Origin of the sequence: Aeromicrobium sp. Root236, from assembly GCF_001428805.1 — a bacterium.
Taxonomy (GTDB): domain Bacteria; phylum Actinomycetota; class Actinomycetes; order Propionibacteriales; family Nocardioidaceae; genus Aeromicrobium.
This window is the reverse complement of sequence record NZ_LMIS01000001.1, coordinates 3,734,904-3,755,354: the sequence shown is the minus strand read 5'-3', so window position 1 is coordinate 3,755,354 and position 20,451 is coordinate 3,734,904. Positions and strand designations below refer to the sequence as shown.

22 protein-coding genes and 2 tRNA genes are annotated in these 20,451 nt (G+C 68.6%); 9 read left to right on the top strand and 15 right to left on the bottom strand.

Features of this window, described 5'->3' with window-relative positions:
• Positions 1–31: 31 nt before the first annotated feature.
• Positions 32–108, bottom strand: a tRNA-Pro gene (locus ASE12_RS18855).
• A 31-nt stretch (positions 109–139) separates the two neighbouring features.
• Between ASE12_RS18855 and ASE12_RS18850 the strand changes: the two genes are divergently transcribed.
• Positions 140–685: a hypothetical protein gene (locus ASE12_RS18850; protein WP_056404152.1), complete on the top strand. Its 546-nt coding sequence runs from the start codon at positions 140–142 to the stop codon at positions 683–685.
• Positions 686–732: 47 nt separating this feature from the next.
• Positions 733–806 (top strand) — tRNA-Gly (locus ASE12_RS18845).
• A 183-nt stretch (positions 807–989) separates the two neighbouring features.
• Here ASE12_RS18845 and ASE12_RS18840 read toward each other — a convergent pair.
• Entirely contained in the window at positions 990–1,535 is a 546-nt protein-coding gene (locus ASE12_RS18840; protein WP_056404151.1) for a type 1 glutamine amidotransferase domain-containing protein, read from the bottom strand.
• A gap of 151 nt (positions 1,536–1,686) precedes the next feature.
• On the opposite strand from ASE12_RS18840, the gene ASE12_RS18835 reads away from it, so the two are divergent.
• Entirely contained in the window at positions 1,687–2,355 is a 669-nt protein-coding gene (locus ASE12_RS18835) for a tripartite tricarboxylate transporter TctB family protein (RefSeq protein WP_056404149.1), read from the top strand.
• Position 2,356: 1 nt separating this feature from the next.
• Here the strand turns inward: ASE12_RS18835 and ASE12_RS18830 are convergent, their stop codons facing one another.
• A complete protein-coding gene (locus tag ASE12_RS18830) occupies positions 2,357–2,929 on the bottom strand; it encodes a YdeI family protein (protein ID WP_056404147.1) in 573 nt (190 codons plus the stop codon).
• 40 nt (positions 2,930–2,969) lie between these two features.
• Here ASE12_RS18830 and ASE12_RS18825 point away from each other — a divergent pair, with 40 nt between their 5' ends.
• The gene (locus ASE12_RS18825; RefSeq protein ID WP_056404146.1) at positions 2,970–3,836 is read left to right on the top strand and encodes an oxidoreductase; all 867 of its coding nucleotides are present in this window, start codon (positions 2,970–2,972) and stop codon (positions 3,834–3,836) included.
• On the opposite strand, the gene ASE12_RS18820 is transcribed toward ASE12_RS18825, so the two are convergent.
• From ASE12_RS18820 to ASE12_RS18790, 7 genes are all read right to left on the bottom strand, one after another.
• A complete protein-coding gene (locus ASE12_RS18820; protein WP_056404144.1) occupies positions 3,757–4,929 on the bottom strand; it encodes a PP2C family protein-serine/threonine phosphatase in 1,173 nt (390 codons plus the stop codon). The two genes, ASE12_RS18825 and ASE12_RS18820, sit on opposite strands and share 80 nt — an antisense overlap.
• A 13-nt stretch (positions 4,930–4,942) precedes the next feature.
• Positions 4,943–5,755, bottom strand: coding sequence for an Fpg/Nei family DNA glycosylase (locus tag ASE12_RS18815; RefSeq protein WP_056404141.1), 813 nt, complete (start codon positions 5,753–5,755; stop codon positions 4,943–4,945).
• Entirely contained in the window at positions 5,748–6,206 is a 459-nt protein-coding gene (locus tag ASE12_RS18810) for a ribose-5-phosphate isomerase (RefSeq protein WP_056404140.1), read from the bottom strand. Before ASE12_RS18810 ends, ASE12_RS18815 begins: the two co-directional genes overlap by 8 nt.
• Before the next feature lie 33 nt (positions 6,207–6,239).
• Entirely contained in the window at positions 6,240–7,778 is a 1,539-nt protein-coding gene (locus ASE12_RS18805; protein ID WP_157413059.1) for a CDP-glycerol glycerophosphotransferase family protein, read from the bottom strand.
• Positions 7,779–7,794: 16 nt separating this feature from the next.
• Positions 7,795–8,688: an alpha/beta hydrolase gene (locus tag ASE12_RS18800; protein ID WP_056404136.1), complete on the bottom strand. Its 894-nt coding sequence runs from the start codon at positions 8,686–8,688 to the stop codon at positions 7,795–7,797.
• Between the two features lie 78 nt (positions 8,689–8,766).
• Positions 8,767–9,411, bottom strand: a complete 645-nt coding sequence (locus ASE12_RS18795) for a DsbA family protein (protein WP_056404134.1) — start codon at positions 9,409–9,411, stop codon at positions 8,767–8,769.
• The gene (locus tag ASE12_RS18790; RefSeq protein ID WP_056404133.1) at positions 9,408–10,556 is read right to left on the bottom strand and encodes a glutamate--cysteine ligase; all 1,149 of its coding nucleotides are present in this window, start codon (positions 10,554–10,556) and stop codon (positions 9,408–9,410) included. The genes ASE12_RS18795 and ASE12_RS18790 overlap by 4 nt, the downstream gene beginning before the upstream one ends.
• 152 nt (positions 10,557–10,708) lie before the next feature.
• Here ASE12_RS18790 and pepN point away from each other — a divergent pair, with 152 nt between their 5' ends.
• Entirely contained in the window at positions 10,709–13,228 is a 2,520-nt protein-coding gene (pepN, locus tag ASE12_RS18785; protein ID WP_056404969.1) for an aminopeptidase N, read from the top strand.
• 63 nt (positions 13,229–13,291) lie between these two features.
• Here pepN and ASE12_RS18780 read toward each other — a convergent pair whose 3' ends face one another.
• Together ASE12_RS18780 and ASE12_RS18775 are read right to left on the bottom strand one after the other, a co-directional pair.
• Positions 13,292–14,275: a hypothetical protein gene (locus tag ASE12_RS18780; RefSeq protein ID WP_056404131.1), complete on the bottom strand. Its 984-nt coding sequence runs from the start codon at positions 14,273–14,275 to the stop codon at positions 13,292–13,294.
• 131 nt (positions 14,276–14,406) lie between these two features.
• Positions 14,407–14,691, bottom strand: a complete 285-nt coding sequence (locus tag ASE12_RS18775) for a hypothetical protein (protein WP_056404129.1) — start codon at positions 14,689–14,691, stop codon at positions 14,407–14,409.
• 33 nt (positions 14,692–14,724) lie between these two features.
• Here ASE12_RS18775 and ASE12_RS18770 point away from each other — a divergent pair, with 33 nt between their 5' ends.
• Both ASE12_RS18770 and ASE12_RS18765 read left to right on the top strand, forming a co-directional pair.
• Positions 14,725–15,648: a mechanosensitive ion channel family protein gene (locus ASE12_RS18770; protein ID WP_056404127.1), complete on the top strand. Its 924-nt coding sequence runs from the start codon at positions 14,725–14,727 to the stop codon at positions 15,646–15,648.
• Positions 15,645–16,031: a globin gene (locus ASE12_RS18765; protein WP_056404125.1), complete on the top strand. Its 387-nt coding sequence runs from the start codon at positions 15,645–15,647 to the stop codon at positions 16,029–16,031. Before ASE12_RS18770 ends, ASE12_RS18765 begins: the two co-directional genes overlap by 4 nt.
• Here the strand turns inward: ASE12_RS18765 and ASE12_RS18760 are convergent.
• From ASE12_RS18760 to ASE12_RS18750, 3 genes are read right to left on the bottom strand one after another with little or no spacing between them, the layout of a single operon-like run.
• Positions 16,015–16,740 (bottom strand): thioesterase family protein, encoded by a 726-nt coding sequence (locus ASE12_RS18760; protein WP_056404123.1) that lies wholly within the window; start codon positions 16,738–16,740, stop codon positions 16,015–16,017. The genes ASE12_RS18765 and ASE12_RS18760 overlap by 17 nt on opposite strands.
• A gap of 21 nt (positions 16,741–16,761) precedes the next feature.
• Positions 16,762–16,986, bottom strand: coding sequence for a biotin/lipoyl-binding carrier protein (locus tag ASE12_RS18755; RefSeq protein ID WP_056212772.1), 225 nt, complete (start codon positions 16,984–16,986; stop codon positions 16,762–16,764).
• The gene (locus ASE12_RS18750; protein ID WP_056404121.1) at positions 16,986–18,494 is read right to left on the bottom strand and encodes an acyl-CoA carboxylase subunit beta; all 1,509 of its coding nucleotides are present in this window, start codon (positions 18,492–18,494) and stop codon (positions 16,986–16,988) included. The genes ASE12_RS18755 and ASE12_RS18750 overlap by 1 nt, the downstream gene beginning before the upstream one ends.
• Before the next feature lie 169 nt (positions 18,495–18,663).
• On the opposite strand from ASE12_RS18750, the gene fabG reads away from it, so the two are divergent.
• Complete coding sequence (gene fabG, locus ASE12_RS18745) at positions 18,664–19,419, top strand: 3-oxoacyl-ACP reductase FabG (RefSeq protein WP_056404120.1); 756 nt, start codon at positions 18,664–18,666, stop codon at positions 19,417–19,419.
• A 1-nt stretch (position 19,420) separates the two neighbouring features.
• Positions 19,421–20,449: a phosphotransferase family protein gene (locus ASE12_RS18740; protein WP_056404118.1), complete on the top strand. Its 1,029-nt coding sequence runs from the start codon at positions 19,421–19,423 to the stop codon at positions 20,447–20,449.
• Positions 20,450–20,451 lie beyond the last annotated feature (2 nt).

The window sequence follows — 20,451 nt, the reverse complement described above, 5'->3', positions numbered from 1 at the left end:
AGACGTACGTCTGGTGCCGATGTCGTGGTCATGGTCGGGATGACAGGATTTGAACCTGCGGCCCTCCGCTCCCAAAGCGGATGCGCTACCAAGCTGCGCTACATCCCGTAGCCGCGCCAGTCTAGTGGACACTTGGCCCGTGACCTCGCATCGGTACGACGACCTCGTCGAGCTCATCCGCGAACGGCAGGCGGCGTGTGGCTCCACGAGGGTCGTCGCGGTTGACGGCCCGAGTGGCTCGGGCAAGACGAGCTTCGCCGGCGAGCTGGCCGAGGCGGCGGGTGCGGCAGTGCTGCACCTGGAGGACCTCTACCCCGGGTGGCACGGGCTCGCCGCGACTCCCCCACTCGTGCACGCGGTCCTCGAGGCGATCGCTGTCGGCAACGTCGGCACCGCCCCACGCTGGGACTGGGTCGGTGACCGGCCCGGGCCGCTCGTGCACGTTCCTCCGGCCCGGATCCTCGTCCTCGACGGCGTCGGAAGTGGGGCGGCGATGCTCCGGCCGTTCGTCAGCCTGTTGATCTGGGTCGAGGCACCCGTCGACGTACGCAAGCGGCGCGCCTTGGCGCGAGACGGTGACGTGTACGCCCCGTTCTGGGACATCTGGGCGGCGCAGGAAGCGGTGCACTTCGCGGCCGAGCAGACCCGGCGCCACGCCGATGTCGTGGTGCACACCGGCGCCTGATCCGAGCCGGCCATGTGGCAAGATGGATGTCGTTGCCGCAAGGCTTCGCGGACGTAACTCAATTGGTTAGAGTCTCTGCCTTCCAAGCAGAATGTTGCGAGTTCGAGTCTCGTCGTCCGCTCCCATCACCGCGTAGCGGTCCGTCGAGTGGACGACGAGACTCATGGGCCCCTCAGCGCGGCGAAGCCGCCATCTAGGGATCGTCGTCCGCTCTCTTCTACGCGTAGCGTTCAGCTGCGCGGACGACGAGACTCATGGGCCCCTCAGCGGCCCGAAGGGCCCACCTAGGGATCGTCGTCCGCTCTCAACGCGAAGAGGCCACTGCCGAGACCAGTGCCTCGCAGAATGCGTCGAGGTCCTCGGGCGACCGGCTCGTGATGAGGTTGCCGTCGGTCGCGACCTCCTCGTCGACGACGTTCGCGCCCGCGTTGCGCAGGTCGGTGCGGATGCTCGGGAACGACGTCACCGTCCGGCCCGACACGACCTCGGCCTCGACGAGGCTCCAGGGACCGTGGCAGATCGCCGCCACCGGCTTGCCGCTCTCGACGAAGGCCCGCACGAACGCCACCGCAGACTCGTCCGCCCGAAGCTTGTCGGGATTGACCGTGCCGCCGGGCAGCAGCAGTGCGTCGAACTCGTCGACCGAGGCGTCCTTGACGACCCGGTCCACGTCGAAGGTGCCCGCTTCCTCGAGGTCGTTGTCGCGAGCGGCGATCTCCCCCTCCTCGAGCGACAGCAGAGTCGTGTCCGCGCCGGCCTCCATCAGCGCCTTGCGTGGCCGCTCCAGCTCCACTCGTTCGACGCCGTCGGCAGCCAGGATGGCGACGCGACTTCCGTTCAGATCAGTCATGCTGTCCCCTTTCGTCATTGCTGCGATACCCAGGGCGCCGGCATCGAACCACGTGCCACCGCCTGGAGTTTTGCTTGAAACCACGGTGGAACGGGTACTCCCGCCAGGCAAGCCTCCGCGTGAGGACACGCAGCTGGAACAGGAGACGGCCATGATCTGGAACAGGGACAAGGGCAATCACGTCGACACCGACACCCGTACGCGTGACGGCGACCGCACGGCGTACGTCGATCCGGACCAGCGTGACGGTGACCGCACGGCATACGTCGATCCGGACCAGCGGGACGCCGAGGTCGAGGAGCACCAGCGTGAGCGCTGGGGCGGGATGAACCTGGGCGCGGGATTCTTCGGCTGGCTCGTCGCGGTCGGCATGGCGGTGCTGCTCTCGAGCATCATCGGCGCCATCGCGGCAGCCGTCGGCGACGCGAACGACGTCACGCAGTCGGACATCGAGCGCCAGAGCGGAGAGATCAGCGTCGCGGCGGCGATCGTGCTGCTCGTGGTGCTGCTGATCAGCTTCTACGCGGGTGGCTACGTCGCCGGCCGGATGTCTCGCTTCGACGGCGCACGACAGGGCTGGGCCGTCTGGCTCATCAGCCTCGTGGTCGTCGTGATCGCAGCGATTGTCGGCGCCGTGTGGGGCTCGGAGTACGACGTCATGAACCGCGTCGACATCCCCGACGTACCGATCCCGACCGACGACCTGACGCTCGGCGGCGCGATCACGATCGCCGCGGCGATCTTCGCGACCCTGCTTGCCGCACTGGCCGGCGGCAAGGCGGGCACGCACTACCACCGCAGGGTCGACCGCACCGTGTAGGTCAGTGCAGGGTCTCCCCGCGCTCGAACATCGACACGAGCTTCTCGATCCTCCGGGCGCGGGTCTCGGGCCGCTTGGCGTGGTGCAGCTGGTAGTAGACCGCGAACGTGTTGCGCTTGTTGAGCGTCGCGAAGAACGCCTTGGCGGCTGGGCTCGCCTCGAGGGCCGCGAGGAAGTCCTCAGGCACCTCGGCCGTCGAGGGGCTCGCCGTTGCCGCGTCCCACCTGCCGTCCTGCTTGGCCCGCTCGACCTCCGCGAGGCCGGCAGGACGCATCCGCCCTGCCGCCATCAAGACCGCGACCTTGTCCCGGTTGATCTGCGACCACGGGCTCCGCTGGCGCCGCGGCCCGTACGACTGTAGATAGGCCTGGTCGTCGAGTGAACGCCGTTGACCGTCGATCCAGCCGAACGCGAGGGCGAGGTCGAGCAGCTCGGCCAGCGTGGGCGTCTCGAGGTTCGACCCCTTCTTGGCGATCACGAACCACGCGCGATCGGTGTCCGCGTGGTGGGCCTCGTACCAGGCCTCAGCCTCGGCCGCGTCGGAGAATCGGATGGGCTCGCGCTCGTCGGCCATCTCCGTATCGTAATCACGGCGGCGCCGCCATACTGACCGCATGACCGATCGCACCGCACGAACCGTGCTCATCACCGGCTGCTCGTCCGGGATCGGAGAAGCGACTGCAGCACGGCTGGCCGGCGCCGGCTGGACGGTCTACGCGACCGCCCGCAAGCCCGACACCCTGGCTGGGCTCGCGGCCGCGGGCTGCCGCACGGTGGCGCTCGACGTCACCAGCGAGGAGTCCATGAGCGCTGCGGTCGACACCGTGCTGAGCGAGGCCGGGCGGGTCGACGCGCTCGTCAACAATGCGGGCTACTCGCAGTCCGGCGCCGTCGAGACGCTCGACCTCGACGACGTCCGCCGGCAGTTCGAGACCAACGTCTTCGGGCTCGTACGGATGTGCCAGCTGGTCCTGCCGACCATGCGGGCGCGAGGCAACGGGCGCATCGTCAACATCTCGTCAATGGGCGGCCGGCTGGTGTTCCCAGGCGGCGGGGCGTACCACGCGACGAAGTATGCCGTCGAGGCGTTGTCGGACGCCCTGCGCTTCGAGGTCGCCGGGTTCGGGGTCAAGGTCGTCATCGTCGAGCCCGGGCTGATCACCACGAACTTCGAGAACGCAGCCGTCGCCTCGATGGCGGGCAACGCCGATGGCCCGTACGCGGCGTTCAACGCCGAGGTCGCCAAGGCGACGAAGGAGGTGTACGCCGGGCCGATGCGCCACCTGGGAGGTGGTCCCGACGCCGTCGCCAAGGTCATCGAGAAGTCCCTGACTGCACGCCGGCCGCGGATCCGCTACACCGTGACGCCGTCGGCCAGCCTGTCGATCCGGACTCGCAGCCTCATGGGAGCGCGAGGTTGGGACGCGATGCTGAAGACCCAGTTCCCTCAGCCGGCCGCTTCCGAGCACCAGGACGACTGAGGATCAGGACCGCCCGGTCGTCGTCACCCGAGGTCACGAGCTTGAGGATGCGTCGGGGGGCCTGCTCGAATCCGTGCGAGACGATCGTGGCGGCCTCGGTGCGCAGCCACTCGATGCCGGCCGTGAAGTCCTGCGTACGCGACTCGACGACCCCGTCGGTGTAGAACATCAGCGCGTCGCCGGGCTCGAGCCGTCCGGTGGTCTGGTGGAAGTCGGGGCGCTTCATGATGCCCAGCGCCGTCCCGCGTGCGCCGTCGATCTCCCAGACGCCGGTCGTGGCCTCCCAGCGGAGCGCCGGGGGGTGCCCGGCGTTGATGATCGAGTAGTCGCCCGTCGTGAGGTTGACCAGCACGTGGACCGCCGTGGCGAAGCCCTCGTCCCAGTTCTGCCTGATCAGGAAGTCGTTGCCTGCGGAGAACAGGCCGAGAGGCGGCAGCGCGCCGATCAGGCCGCCGAGGGCGCCGGCGAACTGCAACGACTGGGTGCCTGCTGCCACGCCCTTGCCGCACACGTCGACCAGGACCATCTCGAGCCTGGTCTCGTCCTCGGACAGGTTGGCCACGAGGAAGTCGCCCGCGAACTTGGCACCACCCGCCGACAGCATCGCCGACTGGGACCTCCACCCCTCGGGCAGCGGCGGCACGACGCCTTGCGCCTGCAGCCGGTCCTTGAGCTCGACGAGCATCGCCTCGCCGAGCGGACCCGGCAGGCCGCTGCGATGCCGGCTCGACTCGAACAGCACGAGGACCGCGACGACCGCCATCACGACCAAGGTGCTGATCCGCCCTGTGGTCATCCCGCTGGAGATCGTCTCGTGGGTGACGGTGATCGCGGTGGCGACGACGATGAACATCACGAGGGCCAGCAACGGCTTGTAGCGCAGGGCCATCGTGCCGAGCAGCATCGGGATCACGAACGTCGCGGCGGGGAACGTGTTGTAGCTGATCAACGACACGAACATGATGCCGGCCGACAGGAAGATCAACGCCAGGAGGACAGCGACCTGGCCCTCGCTCGTGCCTGTCCGCCATCTGACGATGCGGTCGTCGACATAGCTCGCCACGTTGGGCAACGCACGTCGCAGGCCGGCCATCACACCATCGACCCTATCCACGATGCTGGCACGCCGGGCACCAAAACAGGTTTCTCCCGGCCACGACCCGACGGCGGACGGGGGTCTCGCAGACGAGGCAGGGCTGGTGCTCGCGCCGGTAGACGTACACCTCTCCCCCGTGATCGTCTGCTCGCGGCTCGCGACCCATCGCCTCCGGCTCGTGCTCCGGCCGCACGGTGTCGATGCGACCCGTCCGTACGCCCTCGCGCATCAGGCCGACCAGGTCGGCCCACATCGCGTCCCAGCGCTTGCGGGTGACACGACTGCCCGCCGTCATGGGTGCGACCTCGTTGCGGAACAGGACCTCGGCGCGATAGACGTTGCCGACCCCGGCGAGCACCGACTGGTCCATCAGCAGTGTCGCGATCGGCATCGAGGAGCGATGGATGCGGCGCCAGGCCAGCTCCGGATCGGCGTCGTCGCGCAGGGGATCAGGGCCGAGCCGGGCCATCAGCGCCTCGACCTCGGGCGGTGTCAGGAGCTCGCACGCGTTGGGTCCGCGGAGGTCCGCGGTCGAGTCCGCCTCCAGCCGCCACCGCACCTGGCCCACGACCGGGCGTTCGACGCCGGGAGTGACCAGGAACGTGCCGTAGAGGCCGAGATGGACGTGCACCTGCTCAGGCAGGTCCGCGAACGACACGAAGACATGCTTGCCCCACGCCTCGGCACCCTCGAGGACGCGGCGGTCGATCCGTGCCGCCTCGGCCGCGAACCGGCCCTGCGGGCTCGACGACGCGACGACGCGCCCGCCGTAGACCGTGCGGAGCTCGTCCGCGAGCCGATGGAGCGTGTGCCCCTCAGGCAAGCTCGCCGGTCTCCTCGTAGGCCAGCAGCATGTCGATGCGGCGCTGGTGCCGCTCGGCGTGGCTCCACGGCGTCGTCAGGAACGTCTCGACGATCGCGGTCGCCTCGTCTGCCGTGTGCATGCGTGCGCCGACGGCGATGACCTGGGCGTCGTTGTGCTGCCGCGCGAGCGACGCGGTCTCGGTGCTCCACCCGAGTGCGGCACGTGCGCCCTTGACCTTGTTGGCGGCGATCTGCTCACCGTTGCCTGAACCGCCGATCACGACACCGAGCGAGCCCGGCTCGGCCACGGCTGCGGTGGCGGCGGCGATGCAGAACGGCGGGTAGTCGTCCTCCGCGTCATAGGCGTGAGCACCATGGTCGACGGGCTCGTAGCCGTTGTCGGTGAGCCAGGCGATCAGGTGGGTCTTGAGCTCGAAGCCGGCGTGGTCGGAACCGATGTGGACGCGCATGCGCTCAGTCTTCCAGTCCGTGCGACGGCACGCTCACGCACCTCGGACCAGATCGCGTACGTACGCGGCGAACGCGTCCGCGGACTCCTCACCGACGAAGTCACCGAGCACGTAACGCTTGCGCTCGGCACGCGCTGTCGCCAGCGGGTCGCGCACCAACAGGTCGTCGAGCACCTCGTCGAGGTTGGACAGGTCGCCGAGCAGGACGTACGCCGTCTCGGCCACCGAGAACTCCTCGCGGAACGCCTCGATGCCTGCCCGCATGCTCGTCATGGCGTACGGCTTCTCGGACTGCAGGAAGTCCGACACGACGCTCGACACGTCGGAGATCAGCGCGTCGGACCGGTTGGCGCAGTCGATCACGCTCCAGGTGTTCTCGGCCAGGTTGCCCCAGATGTGCTTGCGGCCGGTCTTCGCCTTGTCGTCGCGGAGGATCGCCTGGATCTCCTTGACGACCGCGCGCCGGATGCGCCAGCGGTTGCTCAGCGGGTGCGGCCTGAAGATGACCTTGACTCCCCGGTCGAGCAGGGCACGCACGATCTCGGGGCCACGCTCCAACGACGAGAAGTTGACCGCCTCGTCGAGGCCTTGCCAGGTCGGGGCGTAGAGCACCGTCTTGGGGTCCAGCTCCGCGATCGGACCGCGCGCCGGGCGTACGCCTGCCGCCTGCGGCCGGCCGAGGACCTGGAACTTCTCGGGTGCCACGTGGATGCCGTGCCGCTCGTAGCGGTCGATCCCGGCCTGCCCGCACACCACCAGCACGTCGTAGAGCGCGTGCCGGGGGTTGAAGTTGGCCGGCTTGTCGGAGTCGCCGTGGTTGAGCCACACATGGGTGAGGTTCTTGTGGGCCATGAAGCCCTTGTTGGCCTGGGCGTTCTGCACGTAGAACACGGCGCGGATCGACGGCACCAGCAGTGAGTCGAGGTCGCGTGCCCCACGGGACCCGAGCTGCACCAGCGGCGACGTCAGGTTGGCGCCGTCGAGGATCAGGGGCAGGTACTTCTCGTGCAGCGTGATCACGACGCAGCGCTCGCCGGAGCGCAGCAGGTAGGGCTCCCACATGCGAAGCTGCCACGGGCCTCCGGACCGGCCCGCGAATCCCATCGCGATCGTCGGCGCGTACGCCTCGAGGGCCTGCCGCACCCGTCGGCCGTGCCGCAGGTAGCGCAGCATCGTGGCGGCGCACGCGAGCCACGCCACGACCGCGACGCCGGCCAGGGCCGCGAACGCGGGCCACGAGGCGCCGGCGACCGTGAGGAGCACCGCGACGGCGGCCGCGGCAAGGCTGACCCACGTGTGCGCCTCGACCGGGACGCGGCTGGGCTTGGGCGGGCCGTCCGGCACGCCCGGCAACCCGTACGCGTACGACGGCGACTCGGAGATCCGAGGGACCAGGAAGGTGCCGGCGAGCAGGACCAGCAACGACGCGAAGGTGCCGGCGTCGGGCAGGAGCACCAGGAGCACGACCAAGGCCACGCCCACGACCGGCAGGACGACGAGTCGCGGTCGTTCGACGACCTGCTTGCGGAGGGTCTGGGTGCGCTTGTTCGACTTCCGCACGTCCCCGGTCACGCGCACAGTATGCCAGTCAGCGTGCGCGCGCCCGACGGGCGTCGAGCAGCGCGCCGACCATCGTCACGGTGGCCCGAGCCGCGTCGAACAGCGCCGGCTGCCGCCAGTACGAGTGCACCATGCCGAGCGCGCGGAACGCGGCGACGTCGACGCCGGCGTCGGCCAGCAGCGCAGCGTAGGCCTCGCCCTGGTCGCGCAGCAGGTCGTGCTCGTTGGTCACGACGAACGCCGGTGGCAGCTCGGCCAGGTTGGTCGCGTTGACGACCGACACCTCGGGCAGGTCCCCGGTGTCGCCCGGCGCGTACGACTCCCAGAACCAGTCCATCTCGTCGCGCTCGAGCGCCGCGTTCTCGTCGGGCCCGCCCAGGTCGGCGCGCCGGTCGACCGGCGGGTACATCAGCACCTGGAAGTCGATCGCGTCCGGCTGGCGCACCGCCAGCCCGGCAACCAGGTTGGCGCCGGACGAGTCACCGATCGCCGGCAGGTATGACGCGTCGACCCGGTGCTCACGATCGTGCGTGCGCAGCCAGGCCGCCGCGGTCTGCACGTCGTCGAGCGGTGCCGGGTAGGGGTGCTCCGGGGCCCGGCGGTAGTCCGCCGCCAGCAACGCCCATCCGGTCGTGTGGGCCAGGTAGCGGCAGAAGCTGTCGTGCGTCTCGAGGTCGTGCAGCACCCAGCCGCCGCCGTGCACGTAGAGCGCGACCGGCGCGCCCTGACGCGGACGGTAGAGGCGACAGGTCACTCCGTCGGCGTCGACGTCACTGACGTGGTCGAGCCCGATCCGATCGGTGCTCTCGAGAGCGGCGGCGCGGGCCGTCGCCCGGACCTCCGCGTACGACTCGGCGAGCGGGCCGGACGCGGAGGAGCCGAGCAGGTCGAGCAGCTCGCGGGACTGCGGGTGAAGACTCATGCGCAAGAGCCTAGTAGTCCCCTCCGGTCCTTGAGCCTGTCGAAAGGACGTCCCCTGGACAAGCTCAAGGTCCGAGGCTCAGTCGAAGTTGAGCTCCCCCTTGCGGGTGCGCTTGAGCTCGAAGAAGTCCGGATAGCTCGCGAGCAGCCGGGCGCCGTCGAACACCGACCCGGCGACCTCACCGCGGGGAATGCTCTGGAGGACCGGACCGAAGAACGCGGTGCCGCCGATGGCGATCACGGGCGTGCCGACCTCCTCGCCCACGCGGTCGATGCCGATCTTGTGCGAGGCGCGCACGGCGTCGTCGAGCGACGTGTCCTCGGCGGCGTTGGCCAGGTCGACCGGCAGGCCGATCTCCTCGAGCACCTCCTCGTACAGAGCCTTGTCGAACTCACGCTTCTCGTTGTGGTGCTGCGTGCCGATCGACGTGTAGAACGACCGCAGCGCCTCGGGACCGTGTCCCTGCTCGACCGCGATCGCGAGGCGTACGGGGCCCCAGCCACGCTCGAGCATGTCCTTGTAGCGCTGCTCGACGTCCTTGTCCTCGTTGAGCACGGACAGGCTCATGACGTGGAACGTCGTGCGTACGTCGCGAACCTGCTCCACCTCGAGCATCCAGCGGGACGTGATCCAGGCGAACGGGCACAGCGGGTCGAACCAGAAGTCGACCGTCTCGGTCGAGGTCGAGACGGTCGGGGACGTGGCGGTGTCAGTAGAAGTCATGGGAAGTTCAACAACGGACGACCCGCGCGCATTTCCTCGACGAGAGATCCGACCACGGCGTCGAGCTCTCCGCCGTTCATCGCGGCGACTCTGCGCTGGCGCTGGTAGGACGCGCCGCCCGAGATGATGTCGTGGATCCCGCCGAGCTCCTCGGTGCACTTGAGTCGCTCGGCGACCGGCGCGAGCTGCTCGAGCACGCGGTGCAGGTGTGTCGTGACGAGCTCCTCGTCGGCGTGCTTGTCGAGGATCAGGATGGCGTCCATGCCGTAGCGGGCGGACCGCCACTTGTTCTCCTGGGCGAACCACGGCGGCACGGTCGGCAGCTCGCGGCCCGCGTCGAGTTCGGAGGAGAAGAACTCGACCAGGCAGTGGGTCAGCGCCGAGATGCTCAGCAGCTCGGCCATCGACGGGATCCCGTCGCACACGCGTACCTCGAGCGTGCCGAACTTGGGTGACGGACGCAGGTCCCAGCGGATCTCGTCGAACACGTCGATCACTCCGGTGTGCAGCATGTCGTCGACGTAGCCCTCGAGCTGGCTCCACTCCTCGAACTGGAACGGCAGCCCCGCTGTCGGCAGCTGCTGGAACATCAGCGCGCGGTTGGACGCGTAGCCGGTCTCCTTGCCGCCCCAGAACGGGGACGAGGCGCTGAGCGCCTGCAGGTGGCCGTAGTAGGTCAGCAGGGCGCGGCTGATCGGCAGGACCTTGTCGCGGTCCTCGATGCCGACGTGTACGTGGACGCCGTAGATCAGCATCTGCCGGCCCCACCACTGCGTACGGTCGATCAGCGTCGCGTAGCGCTCCTTGTCGGTCACCTTCTGGTGGTCCCAGGCAGCGAAGGGGTGGGTGCCGGCGCACATCAGCTCGACCCGCAGCGGGTCGGTCACGGCGCGGATCTCCTCGATCGCCCGCTCGAGGTCCGCCCCGGCCTCGCGCACCGTGTGGCACACGCCCGAGACGATCTCGACGGTGTTGAGCAGCAGCTCCTGCCGGATGTGCGGATGCTCGCCGCCACCTGCCGGCGCGACCGCGTCGAGGACGGTCTGGGCGACCTGGCGGAGGTCTCCTGAGTCCGTGTCGACGAGCGCGAGCTCCCACTCGATGCCCACAGTGGAGCGCTCGGACTCGGCGAACGGGATGTTCATGACCCGACCTCCAACAAGAGCCAACGATACGGAGGCCGGGTCATGACTGCCTGATGTTTCGCTCGCTGCGCTCGCTCATGACTCCATCCTGCCCGAGATCGGACCATCCACCCGCCTCGTCCCATGGACGGCAGCGTGAAAGCATGGCGAACATGCCTGGTACCAATCTCACCCGCGAAGAAGCCAGCGAGCGCGCCTCGATCGTCTCCACAGAGACCTACGACGTGCAGCTCGACCTCACCCTCGACTCCGACACCCGCTTCGGCTCGGTCACCACGATCCGGTTCGGCGCGACTCCGGGGTCCTCGACCTTCGTCGATCTCGTCGACGCCGAGGTCTCCTCGATCACGCTCAACGGCGACCCGGTCGACGTCTCGGCGTACGCCGACAACCGCATCGCGCTCAGTGGTCTCGCCGAGAGCAACGAGCTCGTCGTCGACGCCACCTGCGCCTACTCGCGCTCCGGCGAGGGCCTGCACCGGTTCGTCGACCCCGTCGACGAGCGCGTCTACCTGTACACGCAGTTCGAGGTGCCGGACGCGCGGCGCGTGTTCACGACGTTCGAGCAGCCGGACCTCAAGGCGATCTTCACGTTCCACGTCACAGCGCCTTCGGACTGGGCCGTCGTGTCCAACTCCCCCACGCCCGAGCCCGTCGCGGCCGGCGAGGGCACCTCGACATGGCACTTCGAGCCGACCAAGCGGATGTCGACCTACATCACCGCCCTGATCGCCGGTGAGTACGTCTCGGTGACCGACTCGTACCGCGGAGCGTACGAGGAGATCCCGCTCGGCATCTTCTGCCGCCAGTCGGTCGTCCGGCACCTCGACGCCGACGACATCTTCCTCGTCACGAAGCAGGGCTTCGAGTTCTTCGAGGGCGCGTTCGAGATGGCCTACCCGTTCGGCAAGTACGACCAGCTGTTCGTGCCGGAGTACAACATGGGCGCGATGGAGAACGCCGGCGCCGTGACGTTCCGCGACGAGATGATCTTCCGCAGCCGGCAGACCGTCGCCGCGTACGAGCAGCGGGCCAACACGATCCTGCACGAGATGGCGCACATGTGGTTCGGCGACCTCGTGACCATGAAGTGGTGGGACGACCTGTGGCTCAACGAGTCGTTCGCGGAGTTCGCCGCGTCGCACTCGGCGACCAACGCGACCCGGTTCACCGACTCGTGGACGAGCTTCACGAACGCGCGCAAGAACTGGGCCTATCGACAGGACCAGCTGCCGTCGACGCACCCCATCGCGGCCGACAACTACGACCTGCACGCCGTCGAGGCCAACTTCGACGGCATCACGTACGCCAAGGGCGCCTCGGCGCTCAAGCAGCTCGTGGCGTGGGTCGGCGAGAAGGACTTCTTCGCGGGCCTGCGGGCGTACTTCGGCAAGCACGCGTACGGCAACACCGAGCTCAAGGACCTGCTCGTCGAGCTCGAGGCGGCATCGGGCCGCGAGCTGAGCGAGTGGGCCGAGGAGTGGCTGCAGACGTCGGGCGTCAACACGCTGCGGGCGACGTTCGAGACCAACGACGAGGGCTACTTCACGTCGTTCTCGGTCGAGCAGAGCGCCATCGACGCCTACCCCACGCTGCGGCGCCACCGCATCGCGATCGGCCTCTACGACCAGGTCGAGGGCAAGCTCGTGCGCACGGAACGCGTCGAGACCGACATCCGCGGCGCGTCGACGCAGATCACCGAGCTGATCGACACCAAGCAGCCCGACCTGATCCTGCTCAACGACGACGACCTGACGTACGCCAAGATCCGGCTCGACGAGCGCTCGTTCGCGACGTTGATCGAGAGCATCGCCACGTTCGAGGACTCGCTCCCCCGGGCGCTGTGCTGGGGATCGGCGTGGGACATGACGCGCGACGCCGAGCTGTCGTCGTCGGACTTCGTCACCCTCGTGCTCGCCGGTGTCGGGTCGGAGACCGATCTCACTGCCGTCGGATCGCTGCTGCGCCAGGGGCTCAGCGCGGTCAACCTGTTCACGCCCGACTCGGCCCGTCCCGAGCTCAAGGAGCGCTGGGAGTCCGGCGTGCGCGCCCTGATGGAGGCCGCCGAGCCCGGCAGCGACCACCAGCTGGCGCTCGTACGCGCGTACGCGTCGGCGGCGTCCGGTCCCGAGCGCCTGCGCGAGATCCTCGACGGTGGGCTCGAGGGCCTCTCGGTCGACACGGACCTGCGCTGGACGATCGTCACCGCGCTGGCCCGCATCGGCGCTGCGGACGAGGCCGAGATCGCCGCGGAGCTCGAGCGCGACAACACGATCTCCGGCACCGAGAACGCGTCGGCCGCCCGCGCGATCCGTCCGCTCGCCGAGGCCAAGGCCGCGGCGTGGCAGATCGCCGCGATCGACCCCTCGACGCCCAACGAGACGCGTCGCCAGACCGCCTTGGCGTTCCAGGTCGCCGGGCAGGCCGAGCTCCTCGAGCCGTACGTCGACCGATACCTCGAGATGGCCAGCACGATCATCGACGACATGGGCGTGTGGATCGGCCAGGTCGCGCTGATCTACCTGTTCCCGTCGGCCAACCCGTCGCAGGCGACGCTCGACAAGGTCGATGCGTGGCTCTCGTCGACGAACGCCAACCCGGCGGCGAAGCGCTACGTGTCCGAGGGCCGCGACGACCTCGCCCGAGCCCTGAAGGCCCAAGCCGCGTTCTAAGGTCCCGTTCCCGCTGAGCCTGACGTTTCTGCTGCGACACGCCGCGCCGTGTGTGCAGAAACGTCAGGCCCAGCGACGGGCCGGCGACCATGAAGCCCACCAGTCGGGCTGTTCCAGCGTCCACAGCCTGTGGCGTGCCCTGGCCGCGTCGGTCCATGCGCGGTTGATGCGGCCCACTGTCGCCCACCGGTCTGCGTGGTCGAGCGAGGTCACCCGACATACGACTAGCCCGGCCCGCTCGAACTTCTCTTCGCGCACGTTGTCGTCGGTGTGCCTGGAGAGCTCACGGTGGCCCGATCCGTCGGATTCGATGACGAGCCCAGTCTCGGGATCGATCAGGTCCGCGACGCCCAGAAGATTCTCGGATAGGTCGAAAACCGGGACGTTTACCTTGAGTTCCTTGATTCCGATGTCCAGCTGGGCCAGCAGACGGGTGCGCGTCTCCCACGGGCTTGCGGATCGAGACGTTCCGAGGTCGAGCGCGTTTCTCGCTTGAACGATCCCGCGCGTCTTGTGATGCGAGTCGATGACCCTGCGGACGGCAGCAAGTGTGGTGTGAGCGACCTCCGAAGTCGTGCTCACCGCCATGTCCAGAATCACGACCGCCTCACGGAGATTCCTCGCCATCCGCATCTCGTCATATGCCGAGCGCGCGAGCGTTGTGACGTCGTAGTGCCCGAGCGAGTCAATTTCGTCGGGGTGCAGATCCGCTTGGCTCGGCAGGATGCCCGGCCGGACTCGTAGCTGCGAGCCGGCCAGGCAATGGACCAAGACGTCACGAGAGTCGCCAGCGCGGTCCAATCCGTCGAACCACGTGTTGCCCTGCACCCAGAGCGACCCCCAGCCACCCAGCACGTTCGCGCGACCCATCAGCGCGACGGCATCCGCCACCCTGGCCGAGATCGGGTCTACCGCGAAGAAGGCAGGCCGTACGACGCCGTGTGCCACGTGCTGCCACTGATTGCCTCGAAGCTCACCGGCAGTGAATCCAAGCTCCCGAGCTCGTCTGACCCGGAGTGACACCAACGTGGGATCGATGTGGTCCATCCGGCGATCGTGCGGGACGTACCCGCGACGCGCTTGTCGCCGTCCACAGCCCTCACTGGGACTGACGATTCTGCTGACCTCCCACGGCGTTTCGCGACAGAAACGTCAGGCTCAGCGGCGAGCCACCAAAGTCAGTGGTGGGGGGTGGGGCTGTTGTCCGTACGGACGTGGATCTCCTTGCCGGGCGCGGGAGGCACGTAGTTGTTGCGGGCCGTCAGCAGGGCGAACAGCGAGATGATGATGAACAGCCCGACCGTGCCACCGCCGAAGAGCACCAGCAGCCACAGGTCGCTGCGCTCCTTGCCGTCGGGCCAGGCCCCACCCGTCGGCTGATCGGCGAAGGCCGCGGCCGATCCGGCGAAGAACGTGATCACGAAGGCAAGCGCTGGTCCGAGCAGGCGGGCGGGAGTCCTCATGAGCCCCATCGTATCCACCCGTAGGCTGGAGGAATGTCACCCCTCGACGTGAACTGGGACCTGCCCGCAGGCACGGCGTACGACTGGTTCGTCGCCGCGCCGCTGTCGATCCTCCTGATCATCGTCCTCGGTCTGGCGTTGCGGTGGTTCATCAACCGCGCGATCAACCGGCTGGTGGCGCGGGCGATCAAAGGCACGGTCCCCGGTGTCATCGCCAACTCCAAGGCCGGCGAGTTCCTCGCCGACCTCCGGCCGGGCTCCAACGAGCGCCGCAAACAACGCGCCGAGACCATGGGCTCGCTGCTCAAGAGCATCTCGACGGGCGTCATCTTGTCGATCGTCATCGTCATGGTGCTGGCGCAGCTCAGCGTCAACATCGCCCCGATCATCGCCAGTGCCGGCATCGTCGGCGTGGCACTGGGGTTCGGCGCCCAGAACCTGGTGAAGGACCTGCTGTCGGGCATCTTCATGATCCTCGAGGACCAGTACGGCGTCGGCGATGTCGTCGACCTCGGTGAGGCCAGTGGCACCGTCGAGGCGGTCGGCCTCCGCGTCACCCGGCTCAGGGACGTCAACGGCACGGTCTGGTACGTCCGCAACGGCGAGATCCTCCGCGTCGGCAACCAGAGCCAGAACTGGGCCCGTACGGTCCTCGACATCACCGTCGACTACGAGGCCGACCTCGACCGGGTGCAGACCGTGCTCGAGGAGGAGGCCACCGCGATGTACCAGGACGAGCAGTTCCACGACGTCATCATCGAGCAGCCCGAGGTCTGGGGCGTCGAGCGCTTCGACAAGGACGGCGCCGTCGTACGCGTCGTGCTCAAGACCGCGCCGCTGCAGCAGTGGCTCGTCGCCCGGGCCATGCGCCAACGGGTCAAGGCGCGGTTCGACAAGGAAGGCATCCGCATCCCGACGACCTTCCGCACCACGATCGACGAGGAGCCCCCCGCGTGAGCGAGCAGACGACGACGTTCTACGAGGCGATCGGCGGGCACGACACGATCAAGCTCATCGTCGACACGTTCTACGAGGGCGTGGCGACGGACGAGGTGCTGCGGCCGCTCTATCCCGAGGAGGACCTCGGCCCGGCGGCGCACCGCTTCACGATGTTCCTCGAGCAGTATTGGGGCGGCCCCACGACGTACTCCGAGCAGCGGGGGCACCCCCGCCTCCGCATGCGCCACGCACCGTTCGCCGTGACGCCGGAGGCGCGCGACCGCTGGCTCGTGCACTTCCGCGAAGGGCTCGACCGGGCCAAGCTGTCGCCCGAGCTCGACGCGCAGTTCTGGGCGTACGTGCAGCACGCCGCCGACTTCATGGTCAACCAGGCAGGCTGAGCGAGGCGAACTCGCTCTTCTCGGTGTCGCTGAGCGGCCGGGAGCGCTGACTCTCCAGGTCGAACCCGACCAGGATCGATCGGCACTGCGCCATGACCTGGTCGCCGTCGGCGAGCTGCGACTCGATCGTGACCGAGGACGACCCAACCCGGCTGACCCAGTTGTACGTCTCGTAGGGCTCGACCCGCCACGGCATGGGAGCGGCGTACGCGACGTCGACGTGCCCGACCACGAACCGGCCGGGGGTCATCTCCGTCAGCCGCTGCGACAGGTGGAGGACGCGAGACTCCTGGAACAGCTCGAACATCTGCGTCGTGCTGACGGCGCCAGAGAGGTCGAGGTCGCTGCGCCGCACACGCGTCGGCAGCGGACCGGCGGCGCCGCTCTGACGCGTGAGCGGCTGTGGCTCGTCGAACGTCGTCACGACGCGGGCGAACGCGGTGTCGGAGTCCTGCGGGCTGATCTCCTGCGTGAGCTGGGCGCCCTCGAACGTCGACGCCACCTGGACGGGCCGGGACGTCAGGAGCAGCGGACGGAGGAAGTCGATCGCGATGCGTGTGACGACGGCACCACCGTCGAGCAGGCCCTCGTCGGCGAGCATCGCACGGCTCTCGGCGGCGTAGTCGAGGTAGACGACGTTGTTGACGTGATTGAGCGAGTCCAGGTCGGCCCAGCGCATGGGCAGCTCATGGACGACGGTGGCGGACACCCGCCGATGATGCCAGACGCCTCAGGCGTGGCTCTCGTCGATCTCGATGAGCGGGTCGCCCTCCTGGACGATCTGCCCCACCTCGACGAGGACCTTGCTGACGAACCCGGACGCCTCGGCGTAGACCGGGATCTCCATCTTCATGCTCTCCAGGACGGCCAGAACGTCACCGACCCCGACCTGGTCACCCTCGCGGGCGACGATCTTCCAGACGTTCGCGACGATCTCGGCCCGCGCAGCGAACATCAGAGGGACGACTCGTGCGTCAGCATGCGCAGGGCGGCAGCCATGCGGTCGCGGGTCTCTTCGGGCAGGATCACGTCGTCGACGATACCGGCTTCGGCCGCGATGTAGGGGCGCGCGACCTCTTCGCGATAGACCGCGGCGAGCTCGTCGCGCAGCTTGGTGGGCTCCTCGGCCTCCTTGAGGGCACGACGGTGCAGCAGCGCGACCGCGCCACCGGGACCCATGACGGCGATCTCCGAGCCCGACCAGGCCCAGTTGACGTCGGCACCGAGCGAGGCAGCACCCATCGCGATGTACGCGCCGCCGTACGCCTTGCGGACCACGACGGTCAGCTTGGGCGACTTGGTCTCGACGTACGCCTTGAGGAGCTTGGCGCCATGCGTGATGACGCCGCGGCCCTCCTCGACCGTGCCGGGCAGGAAGCCGGGCACGTCGACGAACGTCAGGACCGGGAGGTCGAAGCGACCACAGAACTCGACGAAGCGGGCGGCCTTGACCGAAGCCTTGGAGTCGAGGATGCCGCCGCGGGCGTTGGGCTGGTTGGCCAGGATGCCGACCGCGTGGCCGTCGAGACGGCCGAACAGCGTCAGGATGCTGGGCGCGTGCGTCGGCATGAGCTCGAGCCGGGCACCGTTGTCGAGGACGCCGTCGAGCAGGGCGTTCATGTCGAACACGACGCTCGACTTGTCCGGCACGAGACCGGGGAGCCGCTCGACCGCACCCGGGTTGGCCGGGACCGGGCTCTGCCGCTTCTGCGGGGCGCCCTTGTGCGTCGGCAGGAACGACAGCAGGAGGCGGGTCGCGTGGAACGCCTCTTCCTCGCTGTCGACCTCGAGGTGCGCGACCCCGCTGATGTTGGTGTGCAGCGCCGATCCGCCGATGTCCTCGGCAGACGCGTCCTCACCCGTCGCGGCCTTGACGATCTCGGGGCCGGTGAGGAACATCTGTCCCTGCTCCTTGACCATGATGGTCCAGTCGGTCAGAGCCGGCGAGTACGCCGCGGCCCCGGCGCACGGGCCGAGGATCAGGGAGATCTGCGGGATCCGCTGCTGCGCCTCGATGTTGTTGGCGAAGATGCCGCCACAGCCGTGCAGCGCGAAGATGCCGTCGTGGATGCGGGCTCCGCCGGAATCGTTGATGTAGACGATCGGGTAGCCCTTGTCGATCGCGAACCGCTGGGCCTTCATGATCGCGTCGGCCATGACGGCGCCGATGGCACCCGAGGCCACGGCCGCGTCGTGCGAGACGACGACAACCGCGTGACCGTCGGTCGTACCCCAACCGGCGACGACGCCGCTGCCGGCGCCTCCGCCCGCCGTGCGCAACGGCGTCATCTCGACGAAGGAGCCATCGTCGACGAGCATCTCGGCCCGCTCGCGCGCCGTGAAGACACGCTTGCCCTTGGGTTCGACCCGGGCGAACCGATCCTGCCGGCGCTGCGTGAGCGTCGAGCGGTGATCGGCCTGGTCGGGCGCTGAAACCACCGAGGGGGTGTCGAGCTGCGTCACGAGGACTCCTAAAACATGAGGTTTTCCTCAACTATACACAAACATGAGGGTTCCTTCATCTTCAACGCCACCAATGTCGACGGTGATCTCGCACACGCGGGCCTCGTGCGATAACGTGCGGAAGGAATTCACTAAGCAAGCGCTTAGGCGCCCGTCGAAGGAGCATCTCGTGACCGAAACCCGTACCGCGATCGTCACCGGAGCCGCACGAGGCATCGGCGCGGCCGTCTCGCAGCGGCTCGCCGCCGACGGCTTCCAGGTCGCCGTCGTCGACCTCGACGAGGCGTCCTGCGCCGCCACCGTCGACGCCGTGACCGCCGCCGGGGGCAAGGCCCTCGCCGTCGGCGCCGACGTGAGCAACGAGGAGCAGGTCGCCGCCGCGTTCGAGCGCATCACTGCCGAGCTCGGTGCGCCGACCGTGCTGGTCAATAACGCCGGCATCATCCGCGACAACATGCTGTTCAAGATGACCGTCGACGACTGGGACGCCGTCATGAACGTGCACCTGCGCGGCGCGTTCCTGATGACCAAGGCGGCCCAGAAGCACATGACGGAGGCCGGCTTCGGCCGCATCGTCAACCTCTCGAGCACCTCGGCGCTCGGCAACCGCGGCCAGGCCAACTACTCGGCCGCCAAGGCCGGCATGCAGGGCTTCACCAAGACCCTCGCGATCGAGCTCGGCAAGTTCGGCATCACCGCCAACGCCATCGCCCCCGGCTTCATCCAGACCGACATGACCGCCTCGACGGCCGAGCGCATGAAGATCCCCTTCGACGACTTCATCAAGTGGAACGCCGAGCAGATCCCGGTCGCCCGCGTCGGTCAGCCCGAGGACATCGCGCACACCGTGTCGTTCCTCGTGAGCGAGGGCGCGGGGTTCGTGTCCGGCCAGGTCATCTACGTCGCCGGCGGGCCCAAGGCCTGACATGTCGAGCGATCCCAAGGGCCTGGACCTCGCTGCGCTGCAGAACTGGCTGGAGCGCGAGCGTCCCGAGCTGGTCACCGGGCCGCTGACGGCGAGCCTCATCACGGGCGGCAAGTCCAACCTGACGTACACGCTGAGCGCCGGCTCCCGCGACTACGTCGTACGCCGTCCACCCTTGGGTCACGTGCTCGCGACGGCGCACGACATGGGCCGCGAGTATCGCGTCATGGCGGCCCTGGCACCGACCAACGTGCCGGTGCCGCAGATGATCGCCCACTGCGAGGACGCCGACGTCATCGGTGCGCCGTTCTACGTCATGGAGAAGGTCGCCGGCACCCCGTACGGCCGGGCGGCGCAGCTCGAGCCGCTGGGCCCCGAACGTACGCGCGTCATCAGCGAGCGCATGGTCGACACCCTGGTCGCCCTGCACGCCGTCGACTACGCCGCCGTCGGCTTGGGCGACTTCGGCCGCCCGGACGGCTACCTCGGCCGCCAGGTCGCTCGTTGGAAGAAGCAGCTCGAGGCATCGACCAGCCGTGAGCTGCCCGGCATGGACGAGCTCGTCGCGCACCTGGAGTCCCACATCCCCGCCAACGGGGACGGCACGATCGTGCACGGCGACTTCCGGCTCGACAACCTGCTGGTCGACGACCAGGACCAGGTCACCGCGGTGCTCGACTGGGAGATGAGCACGCTCGGCGATCCGCTGACCGACGTCGCGGTGCTGCTGGCCTACCAGCAGCTCGCCGAGGTCGCTCCCCCGTCGGGCGACGCCGCGATGGTCACGGATGCCCCGGTCGCGCCCGGCTACCTCAGCCGCGACGAGGTGCTCGCCCGGTACGCCGCAGAGTCGGGTCGGGACGTCAGCGACATCGGCTTCCACCTCGCCCTGGCGTTCTTCAAGCTCGCCGTGATCCTCGAGGGCATCCACTACCGCCACTCGCACGGGCAGACCGTCGGGGCGGGCTTCGACGGCATCGGCGACATGATCGTTCCCTTGATCGCCGCAGGACGCGCCGCTACGGGATAGGG